Annotated in this window: 19 protein-coding genes, 1 tRNA gene and 2 pseudogenes; 15 read left to right on the top strand and 7 right to left on the bottom strand. The window is 59.6% G+C overall.

The genetic code is table 11. From position 1 onward, the window contains the following. Nucleotides 1-12: 12 nt before the first annotated feature. Entirely contained in the window at nt 13-555 is a 543-nt protein-coding gene (locus EG885_RS08490; RefSeq protein WP_207392232.1) for a hypothetical protein, read from the bottom strand. A 192-nt stretch (nt 556-747) separates the two neighbouring features. Between EG885_RS08490 and leuB the strand changes: the two genes are divergently transcribed. The 6 genes and pseudogenes from leuB to EG885_RS08460 all read left to right on the top strand — a co-directional run bounded on the left by leuB (nt 748) and on the right by EG885_RS08460 (nt 7,433). Continuing rightward, nucleotides 748-1,869, top strand: a complete 1,122-nt coding sequence (gene leuB, locus EG885_RS08485) for a 3-isopropylmalate dehydrogenase (RefSeq protein WP_131574047.1) — start codon at nt 748-750, stop codon at nt 1,867-1,869. Then, on the top strand, nt 1,870-2,832 hold the full coding sequence (locus tag EG885_RS08480) for a DMT family transporter (protein ID WP_341352755.1): 963 nt from the start codon (nt 1,870-1,872) through the stop codon (nt 2,830-2,832). 47 nt (nt 2,833-2,879) lie between these two features. Continuing rightward, a tRNA-Pro gene (locus EG885_RS08475) sits at nt 2,880-2,956 on the top strand. A 178-nt stretch (nt 2,957-3,134) separates the two neighbouring features. Next, nucleotides 3,135-4,574, top strand: a pseudogene (locus EG885_RS08470) (IS1182 family transposase). A 343-nt stretch (nt 4,575-4,917) separates the two neighbouring features. Beyond that, a complete protein-coding gene (locus EG885_RS08465; protein WP_131574046.1) occupies nt 4,918-6,114 on the top strand; it encodes a hypothetical protein in 1,197 nt (398 codons plus the stop codon). Then, nucleotides 6,111-7,433 (top strand): SNIPE associated domain-containing protein, encoded by a 1,323-nt coding sequence (locus tag EG885_RS08460; protein WP_165571079.1) that lies wholly within the window; start codon nt 6,111-6,113, stop codon nt 7,431-7,433. Before EG885_RS08465 ends, EG885_RS08460 begins: the two co-directional genes overlap by 4 nt. Before the next feature lie 169 nt (nt 7,434-7,602). On the opposite strand, the gene EG885_RS08455 is transcribed toward EG885_RS08460, so the two are convergent. Together EG885_RS08455 and EG885_RS08450 are read right to left on the bottom strand one after the other, a co-directional pair. After that, on the bottom strand, nt 7,603-7,761 hold the full coding sequence (locus EG885_RS08455; protein WP_423227214.1) for an integrase core domain-containing protein: 159 nt from the start codon (nt 7,759-7,761) through the stop codon (nt 7,603-7,605). A gap of 88 nt (nt 7,762-7,849) precedes the next feature. After that, entirely contained in the window at nt 7,850-8,884 is a 1,035-nt protein-coding gene (locus EG885_RS08450; RefSeq protein ID WP_131574045.1) for a hypothetical protein, read from the bottom strand. 207 nt (nt 8,885-9,091) lie between these two features. On the opposite strand from EG885_RS08450, the gene EG885_RS08445 reads away from it, so the two are divergent. The 3 genes and pseudogenes from EG885_RS08445 to EG885_RS23565 all read left to right on the top strand — a co-directional run. Next, a complete protein-coding gene (locus tag EG885_RS08445; protein WP_131574044.1) occupies nt 9,092-9,679 on the top strand; it encodes a hypothetical protein in 588 nt (195 codons plus the stop codon). A gap of 281 nt (nt 9,680-9,960) precedes the next feature. After that, nucleotides 9,961-10,827, top strand: coding sequence for a hypothetical protein (locus EG885_RS08440; protein WP_131574043.1), 867 nt, complete (start codon nt 9,961-9,963; stop codon nt 10,825-10,827). 57 nt (nt 10,828-10,884) lie between these two features. After that, a pseudogene (locus tag EG885_RS23565) lies at nt 10,885-11,148 on the top strand (transposase); the annotation flags it as partial. A 600-nt stretch (nt 11,149-11,748) separates the two neighbouring features. On the opposite strand, the gene argC reads toward EG885_RS23565, so the two are convergent. Beyond that, a complete protein-coding gene (gene argC / locus EG885_RS08430; RefSeq protein WP_131574041.1) occupies nt 11,749-12,726 on the bottom strand; it encodes an N-acetyl-gamma-glutamyl-phosphate reductase in 978 nt (325 codons plus the stop codon). Nucleotides 12,727-13,439: 713 nt separating this feature from the next. Here argC and EG885_RS22690 point away from each other — a divergent pair. From EG885_RS22690 to EG885_RS08415, 3 genes are all read left to right on the top strand, one after another. After that, the gene (locus tag EG885_RS22690; protein WP_165571078.1) at nt 13,440-13,592 is read left to right on the top strand and encodes a hypothetical protein; all 153 of its coding nucleotides are present in this window, start codon (nt 13,440-13,442) and stop codon (nt 13,590-13,592) included. A 702-nt stretch (nt 13,593-14,294) separates the two neighbouring features. Beyond that, complete coding sequence (locus EG885_RS08420; protein WP_131574039.1) at nt 14,295-15,332, top strand: DUF429 domain-containing protein; 1,038 nt, start codon at nt 14,295-14,297, stop codon at nt 15,330-15,332. Between the two features lie 77 nt (nt 15,333-15,409). Continuing rightward, complete coding sequence (locus EG885_RS08415) at nt 15,410-16,009, top strand: tyrosine-type recombinase/integrase (RefSeq protein WP_131574038.1); 600 nt, start codon at nt 15,410-15,412, stop codon at nt 16,007-16,009. 49 nt (nt 16,010-16,058) lie between these two features. On the opposite strand, the gene EG885_RS08410 is transcribed toward EG885_RS08415, so the two are convergent. The 3 genes from EG885_RS08410 to EG885_RS08400 all read right to left on the bottom strand — a co-directional run bounded on the left by EG885_RS08410 (nt 16,059) and on the right by EG885_RS08400 (nt 19,457). Next, entirely contained in the window at nt 16,059-16,958 is a 900-nt protein-coding gene (locus tag EG885_RS08410; protein ID WP_131574037.1) for an HNH endonuclease, read from the bottom strand. Nucleotides 16,959-17,153: 195 nt separating this feature from the next. After that, on the bottom strand, nt 17,154-17,858 hold the full coding sequence (locus EG885_RS08405) for a helix-turn-helix domain-containing protein (protein ID WP_131574036.1): 705 nt from the start codon (nt 17,856-17,858) through the stop codon (nt 17,154-17,156). Between the two features lie 705 nt (nt 17,859-18,563). Next, the gene (locus EG885_RS08400; protein ID WP_131574035.1) at nt 18,564-19,457 is read right to left on the bottom strand and encodes a LysR family transcriptional regulator; all 894 of its coding nucleotides are present in this window, start codon (nt 19,455-19,457) and stop codon (nt 18,564-18,566) included. A 130-nt stretch (nt 19,458-19,587) separates the two neighbouring features. On the opposite strand from EG885_RS08400, the gene EG885_RS08395 reads away from it, so the two are divergent. The 3 genes from EG885_RS08395 to EG885_RS23515 all read left to right on the top strand — a co-directional run bounded on the left by EG885_RS08395 (nt 19,588) and on the right by EG885_RS23515 (nt 23,201). Further along, on the top strand, nt 19,588-20,772 hold the full coding sequence (locus EG885_RS08395; RefSeq protein ID WP_131574034.1) for an MFS transporter: 1,185 nt from the start codon (nt 19,588-19,590) through the stop codon (nt 20,770-20,772). A gap of 78 nt (nt 20,773-20,850) precedes the next feature. Then, nucleotides 20,851-21,909: an alpha/beta hydrolase gene (locus tag EG885_RS08390; RefSeq protein ID WP_131574033.1), complete on the top strand. Its 1,059-nt coding sequence runs from the start codon at nt 20,851-20,853 to the stop codon at nt 21,907-21,909. A 95-nt stretch (nt 21,910-22,004) separates the two neighbouring features. Continuing rightward, on the top strand, nt 22,005-23,201 hold the full coding sequence (locus EG885_RS23515) for a (R)-mandelonitrile lyase (protein WP_131574032.1): 1,197 nt from the start codon (nt 22,005-22,007) through the stop codon (nt 23,199-23,201). Nucleotides 23,202-23,217: the final 16 nt, after the last annotated feature.

Below are 23,217 nucleotides of genomic sequence, written 5' to 3'. Positions count from 1 at the left end.
TGTGCAAATTGCTTATTCGGCGGGCACAATCTCGGCGGGTGCCGTCTCGGCAGGCAGGGTTTCCGCGGGCGCCGCTTCTGCAGGTGCGGCCCCGGCATCCGCTGCCGGAACCTCCAGAGGCGGTTCGGGCGGGGGCGTCACCGGCTGGGCGCTGCCGCCCATCGCCTCCAGCCGCTCGATCAGGGCGGGGGCCTGAGGCCCAAGCGTGTCGCAGCTGGCAGGATCGTCCATCAGGCTGAAGGCCGGGCGGAAATATTCGCGGTCATAGGTGATCGCATCGATGCCCAAGCGCGCCATCAGCGCGTCCGTCGTGTCGGTCATCAGCTGCCATTCGGGATCGGACACGTCATGATCGGGACATTCCGAGGTGATGACGTTCATCTGCGCCAGCTCGCGCATCAGATCCTGCGCCTGAGCGTCATCCAGACCCGATACGTCGGGCAGGGGCACCACCAGCCGGTCGCCCGGCACCCCATTCACCCCCTGCGCGCCAGCGGGCGCCATCAGCGCCCCTGTGACCGCAGCCGACATCACCATGACCATCCAGCGTTTCATCGCATTCCTCTTTCGTCGTCTTGCGTCCCCGTGATCGGGGCGAACCGTCCCTCAGCCGCCAGCCGGGCGCAAGGCAAACTGTCGTGAGCGCCGATCTTGACCCCGGGGCAAAGGCGGGGTCTAACCCGAAACCACAGCCCGCCCCGCCCTTGCAGGCATCCAGACGGCGCGCGGGCATCTGATGGAGGGATCATGACCGACCGCTATTCGCTTCTTATCCTGCCCGGCGACGGGATCGGCCCCGAGGTCATGGCCGAGGTGGTCAAGGTCATCGACTGGTTTCAGGCGCACCGGGGCATGGCCTTTGACGTCAGCCATGATCTGGTCGGCGGTGCGGCCTATGACGCGCATGGCGCGCCCCTGTCGGATGCCACGATGGCCCGCGCGCAGGCCGTGGATGCGGTGCTGCTGGGGGCGGTCGGCGGCCCGAAATACGACGCGCTGGATTTCAGCCTCAAGCCCGAACGCGGCCTGTTGCGGCTGCGCAAGGAAATGGACCTGTTCGCCAACCTGCGCCCCGCCCAATGCTTTGAGGCGCTGGCCGATTTCAGCAGCCTCAAGCGAGAGATCGTGGCCGGTCTGGACCTGCTGATCGTGCGCGAACTGACCAGCGGCATCTATTTCGGTGAACCGCGCGGCATCCATTCCGACGACAACAACCCCGACAACGAGGGCGGTCGCGTCGGCATCAACACCCAACGCTATACCAGCGGAGAGATCCGCCGCGTCGCCCGTTCGGCCTTTGAACTGGCCAGGAAGCGCGGCAACCGGGTCTGTTCGATGGAAAAGGCCAATGTCATGGAATCGGGCATCCTGTGGCGCGAAGAGGTGACATGGGTTCACCAGAACGAATATCCCGATGTCGAACTGTCCCATATGTATGCCGATAACGGCGCCATGCAGCTGGTCCGCAACCCGCGCCAGTTCGACGTGATCGTCACCGACAACCTGTTCGGCGACATCCTGTCGGATGCGGCGGCGATGCTGACCGGGTCTTTGGGGATGCTGCCCTCGGCCAGCCTCGGTGCGCCGATGGCCAATGGCCGCCCCAAGGCGCTGTATGAACCCGTGCACGGCTCGGCCCCCGACATTGCCGGCAAGGCGCTGGCCAATCCGATCGCCTGCATCCTGTCCTTTGCGATGGCGCTGCGCTATTCCTTTGGCGAACTGGCGGCCGCCGACGCGCTGGAGGCTGCGGTCGAACGCGTGCTGTCCGACGGCGTCCGCACCGCCGATCTGATGGGCCCCGAGGGCGGTCATCCGGTCAGCACCGCCGAGATGGGCGACAAGATCATCGCCGCGCTGGAGGCCTGATTGGCGCTGACCGCCAATGTCCGGGGGGCCCTGCTGCAGCTTGCGGCGATGGGCCTTTACGCCACGCATGACGTGATCATCAAGGCGCTGGGTGAAACCTATCCGGCGATGCAGATCCTGTTCTTTGCTTCGCTTCTGTCATTCCCGCTAGTGTCCATCGTGCTGATGCGCGACCCGCAGCCGGGCACGCTGCGCCCCAACAGCATGGGCTGGGTGATCCTGCGCACCGGCTGTGCCGTGGTGGCGGGGATGGCGGGGTTCTTTGCCTTTTCCACCCTGCCGCTGACGCAGGTCTATGCGATCCTGTTCACCACACCCTTGCTGATCACCATCCTGTCCATCCCGCTGCTGGGCGAAAAGGTCGGGCTGCATCGCTGGGCCGCCGTCGTGGTCGGCCTGTCAGGGGTGCTGATCGTGCTGCGGCCGGGCGCCGGGCAGGATCTGCAGGCGGGCCATGCGGCGGCGATGGCGGGGGCCGTGGCCAGCGCGCTGGCCGCCGTGATCATCCGCCGTCTGGGCCGGACCGAGCGTCCGATGGTTTTGATGATGTGGCCGATGCTGGGCAATTTCGTGGCCACCGGCGGGGCGCTGTCATTGGGTTATCAGCCGATGGAGCTGATCCATCTGGCGATGACCGGCATCATCGCCGGGCTGGGCCTGATGGGCAGCTTTCTGGTCATCATGGCCTATCGCACCGGCGAGGCAACGATCGTCGCACCCATGCAGTATTCGCAGATCCTGTGGGCGACCGGCTATGGCTGGTTCCTGTTCGGCGAGGGGATCGATCCGGCCACGCTGCTGGGGGCTGCGGTGATCATCGGATCGGGCATCTATATCGTCGCCCGCGAGGCGCGCGGCGGCGTCTCGGCCAACCGCCCCGCCACCACCGCCCGCCTGAGGGCTGAGGTGGTGACCGCCCCCAAATCCACGATCCTTCAAAGATTGTGGTCCCCTCGCCGCTGAGAGGGCTTGCATTTGCTGAGGGCTCACGCTACCTGCCCGCCTACGGTCGGAGCGTAGCGCAGCCTGGTAGCGCACCTGCTTCGGGAGCAGGGGGTCGGAGGTTCGAATCCTCTCGCTCCGACCAGTATCGGAATGTTCTGTGGCACATAGTTCTGCTTTTTCTGTCAGGCAGTCTGCTTTTCGGGCTTGGCTGCTTCACAAAATCGGACGGTCAGCGGTCGGCGCAGCATCGACGCGAAGAGCCGAGGCTGTGTGGAAACTCGGCCTTATGGTAGACTTCGACATGGTGGCGGGAGATCGGCATGTCGGGTTTCATCGAAGGGACTGCGCGGGGACAGACGGCTCTTTTTCCAGATCGTCTTGAGGATTGAATTGGCGAGGATCACCTGGTTCGGGTGGTTGATCTGTTCGTCGATGAACTCGATCTGCCTGCGCTTGGATTTGCGCGATCGGCGCCGGCGCGGACGGGGCGACCCGGATATCATCCTGCCGTGCTGCTTAAGCTGTTCATCTACGGCTATCTGAACCGGATCCCGTCTAGCCGCAGATTGGAACGCGAAGCCGGGCGGAACGTCGAGCTGATGTGGCTGACCGGCCGCCTTGTCCCAGACCACAAGACCATCGCTGACTTCCGACGTGACAACGGCCCTGGTATCCGCCGCAGCTGCGCCCAATTCGTGGAGTTGAGCCGCCGGATCGGCGTGCTGAAAGGCGCCTGCGTTGCCATCGACGGGAGCAAGTTCCGGGCCGTCAACAGCCGGGATCGCAACTTTACCAAGGGCAAGATCGCCAGCCGCATCGCCCACCTGGAGGCGGACGTCGAGCGCTACATCGCGGAGATGGTGCGGGTCGATCGACAGGAGGAGGGCGAGGTTCGGGCTGAGAAGGTCGCGCATCTGGCCAAGCGTTACGGGCGTGTCCGGCAGCATATCCAACACCTGCAAGCCATGGGGCGGGCCTTGGCCGATGCGCCGGATGGGCAGATATCGCTGACGGACCCCGATGCCCGCGCCATGGCGACCAGCGCCCGGAACAGCGGAATGGTCGGCTACAATGTCCAGACCGCCGTCGACACCGAGACCCACCTGATCGTCGCGCATGAAGTCACCAACCAGGGTCATGACCGTGATCTTCTGGTGCCGATGGCAAAAGCGGCCAAGGATGCGCTTCGCCGCGACGAGATGCATGTGCTGGCCGACAAAGGCTACTTCAGCGGGCGGCAGATCCTGGCCTGTCACAAAGCTGGAATCACCACGACGATCCCGCGCCCCGAGACGTCGGGCAACCGCCTCAAGGGCATGTATGAAAAGGCGGACTTCGCCTATGAGGCCAACGCGGATATCTATCGTTGTCCCGCAGGGGAAGCGCTACCGTATCGCTACACGACCGAGGAAGACGGCTTGGAACTCCGCCGCTACTGGACCAGCGAGTGCGGCACGTGCCTGATGAAATCGCGATGCACGACCGGCAAGGAGCGCCGGATCACAAGGTGGGCGCACGAGCATCTGGTCGAGGCGGCGCGGGCGAGGCTGATCGGACCGACCGAACCGATGACAATCCGCCGAGGCACGGTCGAGCACCCGTTTGGCACCATCAAGGCGTGGATGGGCACGTCCCACTTTCTGACCCAACGACTGAGGAATGTGAAAACAGAGATCGCGCTGAACGTCCTCGCCTACAATATCAAGCGAATGGTAGCGCTGATCGGGGTCCAAGGGCTGATGAGCGCTCTGAAGGCCTGAAAGGCGCCGCTCCTTGTGGTCTGTCTGCAATTCAGCAAACGCGAGCTAGATCTTCGCTCTTAATGCCCTTGGATGCCGGCATGCGCTGACGTTTCCACACAGCCTAAGCCCATACCTGCCGTTCATCAAACAGGGCATCGCTGCGGAGCGGCTCCCCCACATCGGATCTTGGTGACAAGTGCCGTACCTCACGGCTCCTACACCACACCAATGCTTTGCGGTGCCAACTTATGGCAAGCCAGGTCGTAGACAATAGGACGTGGTGAGATAAGCTTGAACAAAATTGTCGAATAAGGGGTGGTAACCATTGGCCAAAAGTTTACTGAGCGTCACGCTGAAGGCTATGAAAGCCGCGGAAAAAGATCGTGTACGTCGTGCAAAGGCTGCGGAACGTCGTAGCCTCGCCGAGCGGAGAGAGGCAGCTCAGCAGGCGAAGGCTTATGAAGCCAAGGTCCGGAAAGCAGTGATCGCGGATGAGCGCGATCGGACGGCTTACGAGAAGGCAGTAAAAGCCGCGCATGCCGCAGCCCAGCAATCCGAGGTCGAACGAATGAGTTCGGAAATTGATGCGGTCTTGGATGATCTCGAAGGGTTACTGGCCGCCACGATCGACGTCGATGACCATATAGACCTTGAGACTCTTCGAAAGCCGTTTGATACGACACCATTCGACATGCCTGATTTGGAGATTTCCTTGGTCGCTCCCAAACGACCAACGTTTCCACCTGAACCAACATATCTCGAACCAGACAAGCCCAAAGGTTTCTTTGGTAAGAAGCGGAAGCTTGAGGAAGCGCGTGCCATAGCGCGGCAAATTCACGAGACGCAAAAGGCGGAGTGGGCCAGTAGTGTTTCTGCTTTAAGTGAAGAGTATAAAATTCAATTGGCTGCCTATGATAAGGCAGAAGCCGAAAGGATTGAAACGCTAGCCGCAGAGAAAGATCGGTTCCGGCAGGAACTGGACGATCACAACCGCTCTATCGACCAATTCATTACAAACCTTTCATATGGCGACGCCGAGGCGGTTCAGGAGTACATCTCGCTTATAGTGGAGAATTCAACTTACCCCGATCACTTCAAAGTCACGCATGAATTCTCATTCGCACCTGAAACAGCCGAGCTGCGGATGAGCGTGACGATCCCGTCCCCAGACAAATTTCCGGCGACCAAGGAGTACAAATACATAAAGACGTCCGACGAGATACGCGACGTCCCACTGTCCCAGATGGAGATCAAGAAACGGTATGCCAGCGTCCTGCATCAAGTTGCGATCAGGTCGCTCCACGAAGTGTTCGAAGCGGACAGGCGCGGGCTGATCCGGACGATCTCGCTCGAGGTCGGCACGAAGGCGCAGCACCCTGCCACGGGGCGGCTTGATTTCCTTCCTTTTGTAGGTGTCAGCGCCGAGCGTGATAGTTTCATGGAATTTGATCTCTCCGGCCTTGTGCCGCTGGCAACGTTGAAGCATCTCGGCGCCGCGATCTCCAAAGACCCCGTCGGCCTCGTCGCCGTCGACGTGACAGGAGTACGCAAGTCGTGACGAAAGGACGGACGTTCAATCCGCCTCCTGGGTGGCCCAAGCCACCTAAGGGGTGGACGCCCCCTAAGGACTGGAAGCCCGACCCGAACTGGCCTGCCATGCCCGAGGGGTGGGAGCTCTGGGTAGCGGACGCCGGCGACATGCCTCAAGCAGCGCCAGCGATTGAGATAGATAGCAATTCGACGGTCCCGGAGGTTTCGCTCACCGAGCTTTTCGCGTTGAAGGCCGAGGTGGCGAGGCTGCAGGCGCAGCTGGCCGACAGCTCAACAGCTGCGGAGAAAACCATCTCCTTCGACGACCAGAAAATCCTACAGGACATCGGTATTTACCGATACCACCATCCACTCGAGAATGCCGCAGGATACAGAGCCGAACTCGAGCGTATCGAGGTTGAGGTGGCCAAGATCGTGAGGGAGCAAGGGGCCATTGAGGTTTCATCGACATTCACCTTCGAGAACTCCTTGGCCGCAGGGCGAAAGCTGTCGAGCGACCTGGGGAGGCTGATGCTCCGTGCCTACAACGCCGAATGCGATAACTGCATCCGTTCACTTCGCACCGGAAATCCAGCTGTAGCCAAGAAGCGGCTCGAAGCGTCACGCAAGGCTATCACGAATCTGGGCAAAATCATGGAGATGCAGATCAGCGAGCGGTACCATGATCTCCGGGTGCGAGAGGTCGAGCTCACGGCCGACTGGCTAATGAAGAAGCAGGAAGAAAAGGAAGCAGAGAGAGAAAATCGGGCGAGAATTCGCGAGGAGAAGCGCATCGAAAAGGAGTTCGCTGAGGAGCGTGAGCGGCTGGCGAAAGAGAAGCACCACCTTGAGAACGCCATCAAGGCACTTTGGGAGAGAGGAGAGAGAAACCCCGACTTGGAGGCGAACCTTTTAGCGCTGGAGGATGCCATCAAGCAGAACGAATTCCGCCTAGCAAACATTAGATCGGGATATGTTTACGTCATCTCAAACCGGGGGGCGTTCGGCACGAACGTTGTTAAGATTGGATTGACGAGACGGCTTGATCCAAATGATCGCATAACGGAGCTAGGTGGCGCATCCGTTCCTTTTCGTTTCGATGTTCACGCCCTTTTCTTTTCCGAAGACGCCGTGTCATTGGAGAATGAGCTTCACACTCATTTTCGGGACAGAGCTCTGAACGCGGTGAATGCTCGCAAGGAATTCTTCTTTGCGAAACCTGCCGAGGTTCGCGATGTCCTAATGGAGAAGGTCGGAAGCCTTCTTGAGTTCTCGGAGTTAGGAGAGTCTCTTGAATACCATCAGTCTAGAAAATATTGGCCGGACAGACCGGAGGGAATGAGTTAAGTAATGGCTTCAGACCAATGGTCCTCCCCGGCCTGAACTTCAGTCCTCTGGCCATAGTGTACATGTGGTGATCTGCCCCCCGATCGTCCCTTGTTCATAATGAGAGTCTTTCGGTTTGTGCGCTGCTTCCCAACCTTGGACCGCCGGATGCTGGAGTTTTCCGGCTCGGTCATGGCGACGGGCTGGCTGCGCCGCCGGGATAATGCAGGGCGATCGGGACGTTATATCCGATCGCACGATGAGGTCGGTCCTCGTTGTAGTGCCTACGCCAAGTCTCCAGTTTTTCTTGCGCATACGATGCGAAGAGTTGGGGTTGTGTCGAAGTCAGTTTAAGGGTGTGCGCCCCAAAACAGTGTTCGATCTAGCTCGCTAGCCACGTTTCGGTGTCTAGCCAACACGCCGCAGCCAAGAGCTTATTAGTTCCAGGAGTAGTCCTTAGCATCGCAGGCCCGCTGTACCCAAGTTGCAATGTTTGCAGCGCAGAGCAGATCCGACTTTGGCCGAGTGAAGTCGCTCGGCGGCGCGCTCCGGAAGAGCGCGAGGAATGGCTTGGGGTGAATGCCCATTAGCCTAGCGTAGGACCCGAGCCGGTCATAGACAGGATCGTCGGAGGGCACGGCCACACCACCGATGCTGACCTGATGGAAGGCGAGATCAGGATATGGCGACCAGATCTGTCGCTTGACCCCGCCAGCAAAGACGATCGTGCAGGCAGAGAAGCAGTTGTTCCAGAGGAGCGTCTCCAGGTTCCTCTGACGGATGAAGACACCGGCCATGATGGCCTCGTGCACGCTTCCGCCGGCGCTGCCGAGGGCGACATGGGTGATATGCGGGTTCTCCTCGATGACCGCGATCAGTCTTTGGGAAAAGCCCTCTTCTACGTTCCCAATCACCTTTAGCGTCGTGCCGTCGATGTCGAAGAAGGTTGGCGCGCCATTTTCGCCGATCCATGCCGTGCCGGGAATGCCGAATTCGCCGACGCAGTCCAAGTTCCACTCCCGAATACGCCGAGGCTCGTCGAGATCGAGCAGCCGACGTGCACTCGCCGCCCAGTTCCCGAGAGAATGAGCGGCAACGCCAGTAGCGTGGCCGTCGGTGGTTGAAATGTCGATCTGCGTCGATTGCTCAAGTTCGACTATAAAGTCGGCCTTGCCGAGCATCCTACCAAGGATCGAGCAGCTGTGCTCGTTGGCGTGGAACTCGTTGTAGAGCGTTCCGATGTGGCGGCCTTCCTGACCGCGGCGGTGGGCAAGCTGCCAGAGCTTCTCTTCCTGCGCCTCGACCGCCGCGATAGCCTCCGCCCAAGAGGCGGCTCTCGCTTGCATGGGAAGCAGGGCGGCCGCCGCGGCGATGACCAGCCACCCAAGACGCGCCGCGCCGCGCGACGTGCAGCCAGCTGCAGCGGAAGATCGTGCGTGGTAGCCGGAAGTTATGCGCTCGAAACGGTTCATTTTTAAGATGCTCAGTATAAGAGGAACATGATAAGGAAATTTGTTTAGACCATAATTCGACAGCCTCAATCTACTAAGGATTTTCTTTCAAAAGATGCCTCGTCTTTAAATGATTAATAGATGCACGGAGGCCGTGAGCCTGCGTCAGCTGTACAGACCCCAGTGAGACAACCTCAGTCGATAGAGCGCGAAAGGAAAAATGAAAACATGATGGAGACTGTTTCAACGGTTTGGAGCCCCGAAGTATGGGCGGCAATCATCACTGCGGTTGGGGCGGTCATAAGTGGTGCCGTTGGCATTGGTGGTGCGATACTCGGGACGAAAGTTGGGGCCAAGGCAAATCAAGCAGCCACGCTATCCGTTGCTAGCCAGCTGTCGCACGTAGAGCGAGAGCGCTTCATTGCTCAACGTATTTGGGAAGAACGGAGGCGAGCATACGCTGCCGTTCTTACGAACCTTAACGACGCGCGCGACCTCTGGAGCCATATCGATGACGGGTTTTCTGAAGCTGGACGGGATGTTGAATTCTTCTATCGGACTGATACTTATAAGGACTGGCGTAACGACGCATTAAAACATTGGTGGGAAGCGCGCAGAATCCTCAACGAAGATCGGCTAGTTCTGTCTGAGAGCTTTGTCTCAAGGATAGCGACCTTGAGAGAAGCCATTGTCGCATCTGACTTTGATCACGACCCTCCAAATGAAGCACACGACTTGAGAATTGCGTTCACAGACGCTTTCGACGACCTGCTAAGGATATCGAAGGGGGATGTTCTGCCAACCACACAGCGCTAGGCATGAAGCTATCGTTCAAGCGGTCTCGCCCGGTGATCTAGGAACTGGGCGCAGTCTCGCTACCCGCGAGCACATGCTGCATAGCAGTCGCAGCAGTGACTTATACCACCGGCTCTATGCAGACAGACCTGATCTTCGCTGCACTAAAGTGAAGGTCCCTTTCATGGCGCATACATTAAAATGTCGAACCTGCGCTACTTTAATGACTTGTGTCAGTCGTGCACGTTTTCGACGTTAGGCTCCGGTATTTACCGCATAATTTTAAGATTGATGGAGAGATTATGATCTACAGCCCTACTCACGACAATCTCAGGTCCTATGGCACATCGTTGCTTGCCCGCCTACTCGCCCAAGCAGCTGCGGAGCGATCTGCACTAACCTATGGACGAGCCGCCACGGCGCTCGAAGCCGGAGCCCCATTCACAAAAATTTTTTCAACAGAGATGGGTGTTCCTGCAGGAAATCTCATGAATCGTATCCATGAGCACTACCCACATGTGCCGCTCCTGAACGTCCTCCTCGTCCGTCAGGATACACGTTACCCTGGTAACGGAGCCGGTGGCTTCCTTGCTCAATGGTTTGGCAAGGAAGCTCTTGCCAACAAAGATGTATGGAAGGATAGGCCAAAGTTCTGGAGCAAGTATTGCGACCGTGCAATCACCGAAGTCTATTCCTTTGAGGACTGGGACAAAATTATCAACGACGTTTTCGGCCCCGGCGCAATGCCAGCACCAGTGGTGCCGCAAGAGCGTGACGGATCGGCTGGCGGCGAAGGCGAACCTCACAAGAGGCTCCGCCTCTGGGCGACAGCTAACCCTGGCGCGATCGATCCACGTTACGCGGGCTACAAGGCCTTTACCGAAGTACCTCTTTTGTCGGGTGATCGTGTCGATGTCGTCCTACGCGGACCCGAGGAAACGGTGTGCGTTGAGGTAAAATCCTATACCTCTAATTTGGCCGATCTAGAACGTGGGCTCTACCAGTGCATCAAGTATCAGGCCGTCGCCGCAGCGATGGATGCGCGCAGGGATGCCCCGGTTCGCACTATCCTCCTTACCCAGACGAAGTTGCCCGGACACCTGTCTGACCTTGCCAAGCTGCACAGGATAGCCACTAAGCAGGTTCCAGAGGTAGCTCGGGAAAACTGAACAGCCGGGATAAGTGGATTTTCCGCGCACCAGCAGCATGATGCTGCATGCGAGGAGATGACCATGACGAGACGACCGTGCCGGAACCACAGCCCGGCCTTCAAGGCGAAGGTGGCGGTAGCCGCGATCAAGGGTGTGCGAACATTGATCGAGCTGGCACGGGATTTTGATGCCCGCCAGAACCAGATCAAACAGTGGCGTGACCAGTTCCTGCAAGGTGCGACAGGTGTTTTCGGCGACACGCCAAAGGCTGAACTGGTCCCTATAATCGACATAAGGACATTGCATGCCAAGATCGGAGAGTTGGCGCTGGAGAACGATTCTCCGCAGGGCTTACGCGGCCCCACTGGGGCCACGGTCCCTGCTGCGATGTCCGGCGTGTTCGGAAAGGCGGATCTGTTGCCGAGCGTAAAAAGATGATCGATCCTTCAGCAAAGCTCAACGTAAGCCGCCAGGCCATCGTGCTGGGGGCAGACCAGGCCAATCCTACGACAGTCGAGTTTGAGGAAATCTGGCTAGGTATCGAGTTTTCGAAGCTTAGGCGTTTCATCTCCAGCAGGCGATATTGGGCTGATTATTCTGGATGTCCGGCCTGTCTACATTGTGGCCAAACTTGCGATCCAGGCTTCTCAAGATGGGCAAGAAACCAAGCCGTTCCACATTCATTATGCGCGTGAAAAGTTTTCGTATCGTGAATGTTAGCTTTGTCCCGCATAGCGGACGAACCAGGGTGGCGATTGACGGTCTGCTTTGCGGGACATTGCGCAGGCGCGGAAAGAACTCGGGCTGTCAGGAAAAACTTCCCGAAAGGTGTCGCACAAAGGAGACGCACAGACGTGACGGGTATCCGTCAGCTTTGCGGGATGAAGCAGCCGCTCGCAAGGATGCGAACGGCTACGCAGGTGCAACCTCACCTTAGCGTCACGGCCAGATAGGTGCCCCGTCCAATCCTGCCGTCTCAGCAAGCCCACAAATCAGGTTCGCATTCTGCACCGCGTGTCCAGCGGCTCCCTTACCGAGGTTGTCGACCACGCCCATCGCAATGACCAAGTTTCGCTCCGGGTCGGCTACATAGCTGACGAAAGAGAGGTTTGAACCAGTGGCCCATTTGGTCTGTGGCGGCCTGTCGGTCACTCGGACGAACGGCCTGTCCGCATAAAAACTCCGGGCCGCATCCATGCACTGCTCAGTGGTCGCAGTGCCCCGGCAGTAGATGGTGGCGAGAACGCCTCGGGTCATCGGCACAAGATGCGGTGTGAACACTAGACCGGCTGCGCTGCCGCCGCTGAGTTGCTCAATGGTCTTGGCAATCTCGGGCATGTGGACGTGCTTCAGCAGGCCGTAGGGCTGTAGGTTCTCGTTGCTTTCTGCATAACCAAATTTGCTGTCACCGCCGCCCCGGCCTGCCCCAGAGATGCCGGTCTTGGCGTCGATGATGATGTTCCCAGACTCGATGAGCTTGTGGGTGAGCAGCGGGGCCAGCGCATTCAGTGTCGCGGCGGGAAAGCACCCAGGGTTCGCAATGCGGCTCCGGTCCTTGATCTGGTCAGGCCAGACGTCAGCCAAGCCGTAACCCCAACCCTCGACATAGCGGTGGTCGCCGCCAATATCGACGATCTTCACCTGCTCAGGAACACGCGCCAGCGCCTCGGCCGAGGTGCCCGTGGGCAGCGAGGCAAAGAGCACGTCGAGTTTCGGCAGGGCAGCAGGGTCCCACTTCGCGATCACCAAATCGGCAAGCTTGTCCGGCACACCAGGGAAGCGGTCCATCAACCGACTACCGGCGCTGCCCTCGCCTGCGGCGTAGACCAGCTCGAACGAGGGGTGGCTAGCGATCAAGCGCAGCGCTTCGCCGCCGCCAAAACCGCTGATGCCGACAATGCCGACGCGAATGCTCATGGTGGTGTCCTCTTCAGGCTTGAGAAAGCAAAAGCCCCCGGAGCCGAAGGCTGCGGGGGCTCAGGAAAGCGGGTCGGATCTGCTCTTTGGGGGAGTGGGCTATATAGCGAGTCCGCTACTACACCACAGGACGCTGATCGACGCGCAGCCCAAAGAGCCGCCGCAAGGGGGCGCGGCGTCGGCGTCGATCAAAAAGGGTCTGGCTCCTGAACATGCCTAGAGAAGTGTCGCTATCGCCCATCACAGTCAAGCCGTTTGAATGTTCCGCTGATGCCGCAAAGTGATTTTCTGAATTTAGGGTGGAATGACCGCTTGGGGCTCCTTGCGCCTATGCCCGAGCGCCGCCCTGGCAGCGGCTATGCGGGACGGAGCTGCCGCTCGTGCCGTTCATGCTCTGACCCTTTGCCGATGCAGCATCGCAGACGCTGAGGACGGAGAGCTGCCTGACGCAACAGGGCACATCACTTCACAGAACGCTAAGGACCGAAGATGACCTATACCCTCCAATTACTTGAAATTATTAACTAACTTGACAGATGCGGGCCGATGTGGGATATGGGTGAAGCTGAGTGCTTCGCTCGACAGTCGTCGGGTTACCGGTGCCGAGCTTTACGATGATGGTTCTAATCGCAGTCGGCTTCTTTCTGATGTGCCTCCTGTCCTACTTCAAGGACCGGCCACGCAAGAAGAAGCTCAACAAGAAGGAGACCATTATGGTAGCAGAACTTACTGAAACAGAGATGAATATCGAGACGGAACAAGAACTTATTACTCCAACTAAACTTCAACGGACTGAAAAGGCAGTCATAGAGAACTTGAATAATTTCGGAACGGCCATCATCACCAGCACGGCACTGTCGAGCTAAGCACTCAGCGGAGAGATCCGCCCACCAAAAAGCCCCTTGGGAAACCGAGGGGCTTTTTGATTTCTGGGGGTCTTCCCTGCGCGCCTTAGGCGATAAAGGCGATGGAAGGATAAGACCCAATCTTGACCGTCAGCTTTGGGCTCTTCGCGTCGATGCGACCAGGCCGCCGAGAGGCTGCCTTTTAGAGATATGGTGATCGCGGGCACCGCGATCGCTGATCCAGAGGACAGCCGCGCCTCCGTTTCGCTCTGGCACCGCTGACGATCTTTCATTTCGTTTTTCCGCCTGCCATCCGGCTGGCGATCCGAACACGGGCTCTAGTGCCGCTGCGCGTCAGCCTCCACGGAGAAATCCGGTTCCTCCCACGCCAAGGCGTGGGTCCCTCCCAATTTCACCGCTCCGGCCCCGTGTGCGGATCACCGTCCGGCCGCAGGCCGGCACCCGGAGCTCGATGGATGGCAAGGGCCGGTGCATCGACAACATCTTCATCGAACGCCTCTGGCGGTCCCTGAAGTATGAATGCGTCTACGGGGCGCATTCCGAGACCTGCAGGCATCGCTCTATTCAAACTAGCCTTTTACACAGAGTGGGGTATTCCAGACCGAAAGATTACGGGCTGTTTCTCGCGTTACAGGATGATTCTGACTGTCTGCCCGATAGAGGAAGTTCGATCTTGGCTCACGTCCTTGCTACTGTCTCTGCATGAACATTCTCGGCATTGATTTCACAAGCAGCCCCTCTCGGCGCAAGCCTATCACTTGTCTTTGGTGCACACTGGAGGGAGATCATCTGCTCACGCGGTCCCTTGAGGAATGGTCCGACTTTGGCGCGTTCAACGCAGCATTGGCGCAGCCCGGGCCGTGGATTGCGGGAATTGATTTTCCCTTCGGTCAGGCCCGCCGCTTTGTCGAGACTGCCGGCTGGCCATCGACCTGGGAGGGATATGTTCGACACGCGGGCCAGCTTGGCCGCGACGGCTTTCGCGAAGCCTTGGAAGTGTACAAGGAAAACCGGGCTGCGGGTGATAAAGAGCATCGTCGTGCAACCGACAAGAAGGCGAGCTCGATTAGTCCACAGAAGCTTTACGGCGTGCCTGTCGGTCTGATGTTCTTCGAGGGTGCTCCCCGTCTTCTTGCTTCAGGCGTGACCATCCCTCACCTCCATGCCGGTGATGCGCAGCGTGTCGTCGTGGAGGCCTATCCTGGCGTTCTAGCCCGCCAATTCATCGGTCGCCGTAGCTACAAGAACGATACGCGCAGCAAGCAAAATGCCGATCAGCGGCAGGCTCGCCATAGTTTGCTGCATGCTCTTCGTGAAGAGGCGCCAGCGCGATACGGCTTCGACATCATCGCCCCCGATAACCTGTGCGACGATCCGGGCGCCGACCATCTCGACGCTCTCCTCTGCGCCGTTCAGGCTGCTTGGGCTTGGCGGCAGCGTGATGCGAGGTTTGGCGCGCCGGATGTCGTAGACCCATTGGAAGGATGGATCGCCGATCCGCACATTTCCGATCGTCCTCCTGCGCACCAGTATCTTCAGCCTGCTGTTGCAGTGGCTCATCATCCAGACAGTCACGAACTGGATGATTGGGCGACCTACGGCCCCAAGGACGCCGAGATCAGCCGGCTCGTCAGTTGCCTCGCTCTGGAACATGCACTGCAGGTCCGCGAGATCGAGGATCTGATCCTGCAGGCGCTGAAGGGCCGGCTTGTCCTGGAAGAGGCACGTCGGAAATCGTGACGCGGGACTCTTTACACAAGGTGCGTTTCGTCAAGAGTTGAGGATGACGGAGCCAGCAGTTGCAGGGGGAGGATCGCATGTCTGAGCGGCGTGCCAACCGGCGTTTCGTCACGAGTGACGGGATCGCACCCGTCGATGCTCATCAGCGCCCGCGCGATTACCTGACGCCGGATGAGATGAGGCGGCTGCTGATCGCAGCCCGGTCCGGACGGCACGGCCCGCGCGATCATGCCATGCTGCTCCTCATGTATCGGCATGGGCTGCGGGTGAGCGAATTGATTGCGCTGCGCCGCAGTGATCTTGATCCGAAAGCGGGACATCTTTGGGTTCACCGCCTGAAGCGCGGTCTTGCCACCAGCCATCCGCTGGCAGGCGATGAGTTGCGCGCGATCCGGCGCCTTCTGGTCGGACGGCAGGACAGCCTGTCCTGGCTGTTCCTGTCCGAGCGCGGTCAGCCGATGACGCGGCAGGCCATCAACTATCTCATGACGGTCATTGCAGCGCGGGCGGGGCTCGACGCTGTCCATCCGCACATGCTGCGCCATTCCTGCGGACATGCCTTGGCCCATGCCGGGCGCGACCTGCGCCTGATCCAGGATTATCTCGGCCATCGCGATCCCCGGCATACGGCACGCTATACGAGAACGGCAGCGACGCGGTTCGAAGGGCATTGGTAGTATTCCAGTCCGATCGTGATGCTGAGGATAAGCCGTTGGTTCGATGCGGTCAGGTCGTCATCTTCATGAGCTTATGAACAACACGATGACAGTTCGCGCAGAGGCACTGAAGGTCTGCAAGTCTGGTGCGATGGCCAGCTGTCATTTCCGAAATGGTGGTGGCATTGTGGTGAACCTCAATGCAAGCCTCACCCTCCGGTCCGCCATAATGGTCCATCGGATCGAAGTTACATTTTTCGCAGAAGAGCCTTCCGTGCTCTTGTCGGAATGAGTCACGTTTGGCCTGCGCCGCGCCCCGTGCCCGCTCGCGGCGGAGGTGATGGACCAGTTGCTGACTTCCCTCCGACCACGTCAGATCGTCAGCCGTGAATTCTAGAATAACAGGCAGTTCCTGATCCTTCGGAACAACGGCATAACCGGCCCTTCGAAGAACTCTGAAACAGGGAGTGCCTTCTCCACCCGAGAAGTGGCTCGGCAATACTGGAAAGCCTAGCGCTAGCGTCGCGGCACGCCCGAAAACGACCTTAGGTGGGAGGCGTTCGCCGTCATCCGTTATCAGGTCGAACGAGCGTGAGTCCGTAAAGGGTGACGACCATCCCTGATCGAGGGTATCAAAAACGGCTTGGCGCACATGCTCGGCAGTCACTTCGTGCAGCCTTGCCGAGGGCAGTCGACCTGCAGAGGCGTTAGGGTTGTCTGTGCGTGTTGCTCCGCCGTGAGAGAGAAGTCGCGCGAAGCCTGTTTGCTCTGCCTTGTTCAGTACCGCGGACGGGGAGTATCGGCGGGATTTAGAGCCTTTGGCTCCGCCCGCTTGATCACGAAACTCCTGATAGCGTTTCCCGTGGCACGATCGCAGAGCAATGAAGCCCTCATGCAATAGAGAGCCTTCCCTGACCGGGATTTTCTCTCCAGTAATCTCAATCAGGAAGTTAGCTCGCGGGCTTGACATGCCAATGTCCAGTTACGGCCGAGGGGCCTATCATCAGGGTGTTCAGGTGATTGTGCCGATGGTTTACGACATTCTAAACGGCTCATGACCTATTTACACCCATTTGTCTGTGGCCCTAACTGAACGTCGTCACAACTAGTGTAGAACAATGCCTTGGAAGGATCTTGTCCAAAGCGCGGTTATTCAACAAGTCCGTTACTTCTTTAAGGCACGTTGCGCAGTTTGCCAGTGAACACCGGCTGACTTTGCGGCATAATTGGTTGTTGACTTCTCGCCGTAAGCTTTGACGATCAGATCGATTTTATATTTCTTTTTGCTATTCCGGGGTGGCACTTCCCGGCCGGTTATTTTGATCCATCGAGAGATTGTATCGCGCGTTACACCGTGCCGTCTGCTGAGTTCTCTGAATGAATGATGGTCGTCCCAGTCACGCCCTACGTCTTCATAAATATCGATTCCGGCAGCCGAAAGCGCCTTTATTGCCCCATTGCGGTCAAGGATAAAGAGGTTTGCAAATTGCACCAGTGATCCCAGATCATTGTAAAGCTTGCAGACTTCCTCTGCCTCAGGAATTTCTCGTGAGACGTGGCCTCTTTGCTGCATAGTTAAGCTGCTATGAAGCCACGGCGATTTCTTGGAGAAACTTACCTGCTGCCACGCATTTTCAAAATCGGATGCAATACTGGCCAGCTCTTCGGCTGAAAGAACTCTCCGACATCGTCTTAGGTCTTGCAGCGGCGAAACTTGGCCGCAGTCGCTTTTGTCCGAACGTGTCGCCTGTGTCTCATCGATCACTGCATCGGTAGAGGAGTGCCGCGGCAATGCGGCTAAGGAGCCTTCGGCCCGATCTTCCATCACCGGATCAGGTGCAGCGTTTTCGGGGAATTGCTCCGCGGTCACGTCGTTGGTCCATCTTGCTTGTAAGCTCCACAATCGTGTCTTGCTTCTCACCATACGCCAAGATTTTTCGTGACTTTGGCCCCCGCCTCTCACTTTGGCCCGGTCCCGCACGGGCCAAAGTGAATGAAGTGCAAGCCGAATGACGGAAATGGTTGCCATGTGATTCGTTTTTCGAATCTCTGAGGAGAGAGCAACTACGCGGACCAAGGACTTGCAGCAGCCCATGAAGGTCAATCTCGAACACCACGAGCTTCTCAAGTGTCGGCTTCGGCTGACGCTGCTCATCGTGGCCTGCGTTGCAGGGGCAAAGCGTTTTGCATGATTTCAAACGACAAATCAGAGACCAGTGATCACTCGTGAATGACTGAAAAGTCCTGCAGAGCTGACGCCACCGAGCTGCGGCGATAGCTACCTGAAGAGCCCATCAGCGACATTCAGACAGACTGCAGCATAAAGCCTCCCTTTGCAGGTGCGGCATCATGTTCTGCCCTAAGCGCTCACTCGACGCTTATCCATACTGCGTCGCAGCGTTTCCGGAATCGGGCGATCACCCTGTCCAACTTGTTCGTGCCTTACTATCGTCCGACCGGTCGGATTATCCAGCGGGTGACGCTACATTAGACTGAGGCAAACATATGGGGTTGGTCAAAATAAGTAGCGAGCTGCATCAATAGCCCGTCCACGGTGAGCATTGATTTGGGCACATCATCTCTTGTGTCGCAGCGCATCCGTTAGGGCTTTGAACACCGGCATGTTCTGCCGTCGGCTTGGATAATAGAGGTAGTATCCCTCGAAGAAGGGCGACCAATCGTCCAAGGTCTGCACGAGCGCCCCTGCCTTTAGCTGTGACGCTACGATGTTTTCAGGAACGTAGGCGATGCCCAGGCCAACCATGGCAGCGTCGATCATCGCGTAGGAATTATTGAAGGTCAGCTGACCGTCGACCCGCACGCGCAGGGGCTGGCCATCCTTTTCGAACTCCCACGCATAGAGACCGCCGGCCGTGATGTGGCGCATGTTGATGCAGCTGTGGCGCAGAAGATCCTGCGGATGGTCGGGCATTCCGCGGCGCGCGAAATACTCCGGCGAGGCCACCGCCACCAGCCGCCAATCAGGACCGATCCGCACGGCGATCATGTCCTTCTCGATGCTCTCCCCCAGCCTGACACCGGCATCGAAGCCCTCCTCGACGATGTTGCGGAAGCTGCTGTCGAGGCTGAACTCAACGCTGATCTCGGGATATGCGGCGAGCACCGGCTTTAGCTTGGGCCAGACCAGGCTGTCAAAGGCATGATCCGACAGCGTGATCCGCAGCAAGCCGGATGGGAGATCGCGCAAGGCGGACAGCTCGGCGATCACGTCCTCGATCTGGGCCAAGCGCGGCGTGATGGTGTTTAGCAGGCGTTCCCCCGCCACCGTCAGCGCCACATTTCGCGTGTTGCGCGTCAGCAAGGGAAACCCCATCCGCTCCTCCAGCTGCCGGATCGTCTGGCTGAGCGTGGATTGCGCCACACCGATCCTGGCCGCGGCCTTGGTGAAGCTGCGCAGTTCGGCGACCGCCTGAAACCAAACCAGATCGTTGAAGTCGGGCTTGCGCATCGGATCTCCCATCATCGCTGGCCGGCATGATTGATCGGTTCAGTCGATAAGTCCATTCGGTACCACCTCACTAATTCCGCAGACCGGCTGGTGTTAGGTTGGCAGTAACCCGATCCGATGCGAGGCTGCCATGGATATCCCCTTCACCGAAACCCGACCCGCAAGCGGTGCTGCCTGGGGCGCCGTTCTGGCCATGTCGCTGTGCGTGGCGATGCTAATCGCGTCCGAGTTCATGCCGGTCAGCCTGCTGACGCCGATGGCCGAAGGTCTCGGCGCAACCACCGGCCAGACCGGTCAAGCGATCTCGATCAGCGGGCTGTTCGCGGTCATCGCCAGCCTGTTGATCACCACCGTGGCCGGTACGCTGAACCGCAAGGGGGTGCTGCTGGGCATCGCGGCGATGATGCTGGTCTCGCTGGTCGTGGTCGCCATGGCGCCGAACTTTGCGGTGCTGATCATCGGGCGCGCCCTGTTGGGGCTGTGCATCGGCGGTTTCTGGGCATTGGCAACGGCGGTCATCATGCGGCTGGTGCCGAAGGAGGATGTGCCCCGCGGCCTGGCGCTGATGTATGGTGGCCAAGCGATCGCCGCGGCCTTTGCAGCTCCATTGGGCAGCTATCTGGGGGGCATGTTCGGTTGGCGGGAGGTTTTCTGGGCCCTTGTCCCCATCGTCGCGCTGAACCTGATCTGGTTAGCTGTCTCGTTACCTTCGCTTCCTGCTGGAAAACGGGGAAACTTTCGATCGCTGTGGGAGGTCCTGCGCCGTCCCTACTTCGGGCGCGGGCTGCTGGCCGCCACGTTGTCCTGGGGATCGGCATTTACAATGTTCACCTACCTTCGGCCGTTCCTTGAGCAAGTCACTCACGCCGATGTAACGACGCTGTCGATCCTGCTGCTGGTCTTGGGCGGAGCCGGTTTCCTGGGCACCTGGGCCTCGGGGCGACTGATTGGCGACAAGATCGGACCGCTTCTCAAGCTGCCTGCGCTGGTAATGGGGGGCACCACCCTGGTGCTGCTTTTTCTCGGTGGATCAGTGGTTGCCACGGCCATTCTGCTGGCCGTCTGGGGCACGATGAATACCGCCATGTCGGTCATCTGGATGACCTGGATGTCGCGCAATGTCGATGATGCGCCAGAAGCTGGGGGCAGCCTGATGGTGGCCGGAGTTCAGGCCGCGATCATGCTGGGAGCAGTCGTGGGAGGACTGCTGCTGGACGGGATGTCCATCTATGCCACCCTTGCGGGAAGCATTGCGCTCGCTGTCGCGGCGCTGGCGGTGGTCCTGGACTGGCACAAACTTCTGAAGCCGCACTGATCCCGCAGGCAGCACGGATCGGCCCCCCGTCATACAACGCATGCGAAATCACATTCATCACCTTTGAAAGGAAACACCATGTCCAATCATTCGATAGACCGCCGCTCTCTCATGCAACTGACCGGAATGGGGCTTGCCGCGCTGACGGCGGTTTCGATGGCACCGGGGCGGGCCTCGGCCCAATCCGGCGCCGCTTGGGACAAGGTGTTCCCGCAAAGCGACAGCGTCGACCATGAAAAGGTCAGCTTCATCAACCGCTATGGCATCACCCTGTCGGGCGATCTGTATCTGCCGCGCGACCGCGCCGAACCCTTGCCCGCGCTGGCCATTGCCGGACCCTTCGGCGCGGTCAAGGAACAGTCGGCGGGCCTTTATGCCCAGACCATGGCCGAACGTGGCTATGCGGCCATCGCCATCGATCCGTCCTTTGTCGGCGAAAGCGGCGGCTCGCCCAGGCAGGTCGCCTCCCCCGACATCAACACCGAGGATTTCATGGCCGCCGTCGATTATCTGGGCCTGCGCCCCGAGGTCGACCGCGAGCGCATCGGCATCATCGGCATCTGCGGCTTTGCCGGCATGGCCCTGAACGCGGTGGCCGCCGACAAGCGTGTCAAGGCTGTGGCTACGACCAGCATGTATGACATGACCCGGGTCATGGCGCGGGGCTATTATGACGCGATGACGCCAGAAGAGCGTAGCCAGTCCCTCGAGGATATGAGCCGCCAGCGGTGGGCGGATGCCGAGGCGGGGACACCCGCGCTGGCAGGCGGCCTTCCCGAGACGCTGGACGGCATCGATGATCCCGTCACGCAGATGTATTTCGATTACTACAAGACGCCGCGCGGCTTTCACGAACGCTCGGTGAACTCGACGACCGGCTGGACGGTGACGAACCCGCTGTCCTTCATGAACATGCCGATCCTGACCTACATCGCGGAGATCTCGCCGCGCCCGATGCTGCTGATCGCCGGCGAGAATGCCCATTCGCTGTATTTCAGCGAGGACGCCTACGCCGCCGCCGCCGAGCCGAAAGAGCTGATGATCATCCCCGGCGCCGATCACGTCGATCTGTACGATCAGACCGACATCATTCCATTTGACCGGCTGGCCGAGTTCTTCTCCAGCCATCTGGCTTAAAGCCGGAACCCTAAAAAGGACGCTGCCGGCCCTGTCTTCGGGGCTGGCACCATCCCCGGGGCCACACCCCCTGCCCATGGAAAGGAAAGACCGATATGTCCCGTCTCCCTCATGCCCTGACCCTCGCCACACTGTATGCACTGCCCTTGCACGCGCAGGACTCCACCATCCCTGCCACGGTCGAACAGGTCGCGCCCCAGCTTGGGCGCTACACCCAGGATGTCCTGTCCGACCGTCTCTGGGCCGATCAGGATCGCCTGTCGCCGCGTGACCGCTCTCTGCTGACCGTCTCGGCTCTGGTCGCGACGGGTCGGACGCATCAGCTGGACCCGTTTGTCAGCACCGCGCTGGACAGCGGCGTGACGCCCGAGGAACTGTCGGAACTCGTCACGCATCTGGCCTTCTATGCCGGGTGGTCGGTTGCACTGCCGGCAATCGACCGGATCGCGGCTGTGCTGGACGATCGCGGACTGACCGCCGATGTGACGCTGGACCCGGAGCTGCTGCCCTATGACGAAGACGCCGAGGCCGCGCGGCTGGCCAGCGTCGATGCGACGGCCCGCCCGGTCTCTCCGGGCCTGGCCGACGCGACCGATGCGGTGCTGTTTGCCGATCTGTGGCGTCGGCCGGGGCTGGCACCGCGCGACCGGTCGCTGGTGACCGTCGCCGCGCTGATTGCCAATGGTCAGGCCGAACAGCTGCCCTTCCACCTGAGCCGCGCGATGGATAACGGACTCACCTTCGAGGAAGCCCGTGAGATCCCTCACCAGCTGGCCTATTACGCTGGCTGGCCGCGCAGCTTTTCGGCGCTGACACCGATGCGGCAGGTCTTCGAGGATCGTGGCGACATTCCGGCCGGGGATGATGCCGCAGAGACGCCGACCACGATCAGCGTCGTGCCCGCCGATAGCGAAACCTCCCAGGGTCCCGCCGAACGGTTTACCGGCAGCGTCGCCGTCGGCCCCGCATTCGAGGCGCCGGGCGATGCCCGTCTCAGCGGCGCGCTGGTCACGTTCGAGCCAGGCGCACGCACGGCATGGCACAGCCATCCGCTTGGCCAGACGCTGTATGTCACCCAAGGCTGCGCGCTGGTGCAATCCGAGGGTCAGGACATCCTGACGGCCGGGCCGGGCGATATCGTCCAAATCCCGCCCGAGGTCCGGCACTGGCACGGTGCGGCGTCGGATCAGGGCATGGCGCATGTTGCGATCCTGGAAAGCCTGAACGGGGTCGGCACGACCTGGATGGATCTTGTCTCTGACGATCAGATCCCGCCCGGCGCTGGCTGCTGACGGCAACCACCGAAAG

The sequence above is a fragment of the Paracoccus nototheniae genome, assembly GCF_004335005.1.
Lineage (GTDB): Bacteria > Pseudomonadota > Alphaproteobacteria > Rhodobacterales > Rhodobacteraceae > Paracoccus > Paracoccus nototheniae.
The sequence above is the reverse complement of the archived record's forward strand: the minus strand, read 5'-3'. Positions and strand labels throughout refer to the sequence as shown.

Excerpts from the sequence above, each read along its gene's own strand:
- EG885_RS08490 (WP_207392232.1), bottom strand. The coding sequence starts at position 555 with ATGAAACGCTGGATGGTCATGGTGATGTCGGCTGCGGTCACAGGGGCG.
- leuB (WP_131574047.1), top strand. The coding sequence starts at position 748 with ATGACCGACCGCTATTCGCTTCTTATCCTGCCCGGCGACGGGATCGGC.
- EG885_RS08465 (WP_131574046.1), top strand. The coding sequence starts at position 4,918 with ATGAAAGCCGCGGAAAAAGATCGTGTACGTCGTGCAAAGGCTGCGGAA.
- EG885_RS08450 (WP_131574045.1), bottom strand. The coding sequence starts at position 8,884 with ATGAACCGTTTCGAGCGCATAACTTCCGGCTACCACGCACGATCTTCC.
- EG885_RS08445 (WP_131574044.1), top strand. The coding sequence starts at position 9,092 with ATGATGGAGACTGTTTCAACGGTTTGGAGCCCCGAAGTATGGGCGGCA.
- EG885_RS08440 (WP_131574043.1), top strand. The coding sequence starts at position 9,961 with ATGATCTACAGCCCTACTCACGACAATCTCAGGTCCTATGGCACATCG.
- argC (WP_131574041.1), bottom strand. The coding sequence starts at position 12,726 with ATGAGCATTCGCGTCGGCATTGTCGGCATCAGCGGTTTTGGCGGCGGC.
- EG885_RS22690 (WP_165571078.1), top strand. The coding sequence starts at position 13,440 with ATGGTAGCAGAACTTACTGAAACAGAGATGAATATCGAGACGGAACAA.
- EG885_RS08420 (WP_131574039.1), top strand. The coding sequence starts at position 14,295 with ATGAACATTCTCGGCATTGATTTCACAAGCAGCCCCTCTCGGCGCAAG.
- EG885_RS08415 (WP_131574038.1), top strand. The coding sequence starts at position 15,410 with ATGTCTGAGCGGCGTGCCAACCGGCGTTTCGTCACGAGTGACGGGATC.
- EG885_RS08410 (WP_131574037.1), bottom strand. The coding sequence starts at position 16,958 with ATGTCAAGCCCGCGAGCTAACTTCCTGATTGAGATTACTGGAGAGAAA.
- EG885_RS08400 (WP_131574035.1), bottom strand. The coding sequence starts at position 19,457 with ATGCGCAAGCCCGACTTCAACGATCTGGTTTGGTTTCAGGCGGTCGCC.
- EG885_RS08395 (WP_131574034.1), top strand. The coding sequence starts at position 19,588 with ATGGATATCCCCTTCACCGAAACCCGACCCGCAAGCGGTGCTGCCTGG.
- EG885_RS08390 (WP_131574033.1), top strand. The coding sequence starts at position 20,851 with ATGTCCAATCATTCGATAGACCGCCGCTCTCTCATGCAACTGACCGGA.
- EG885_RS23515 (WP_131574032.1), top strand. The coding sequence starts at position 22,005 with ATGTCCCGTCTCCCTCATGCCCTGACCCTCGCCACACTGTATGCACTG.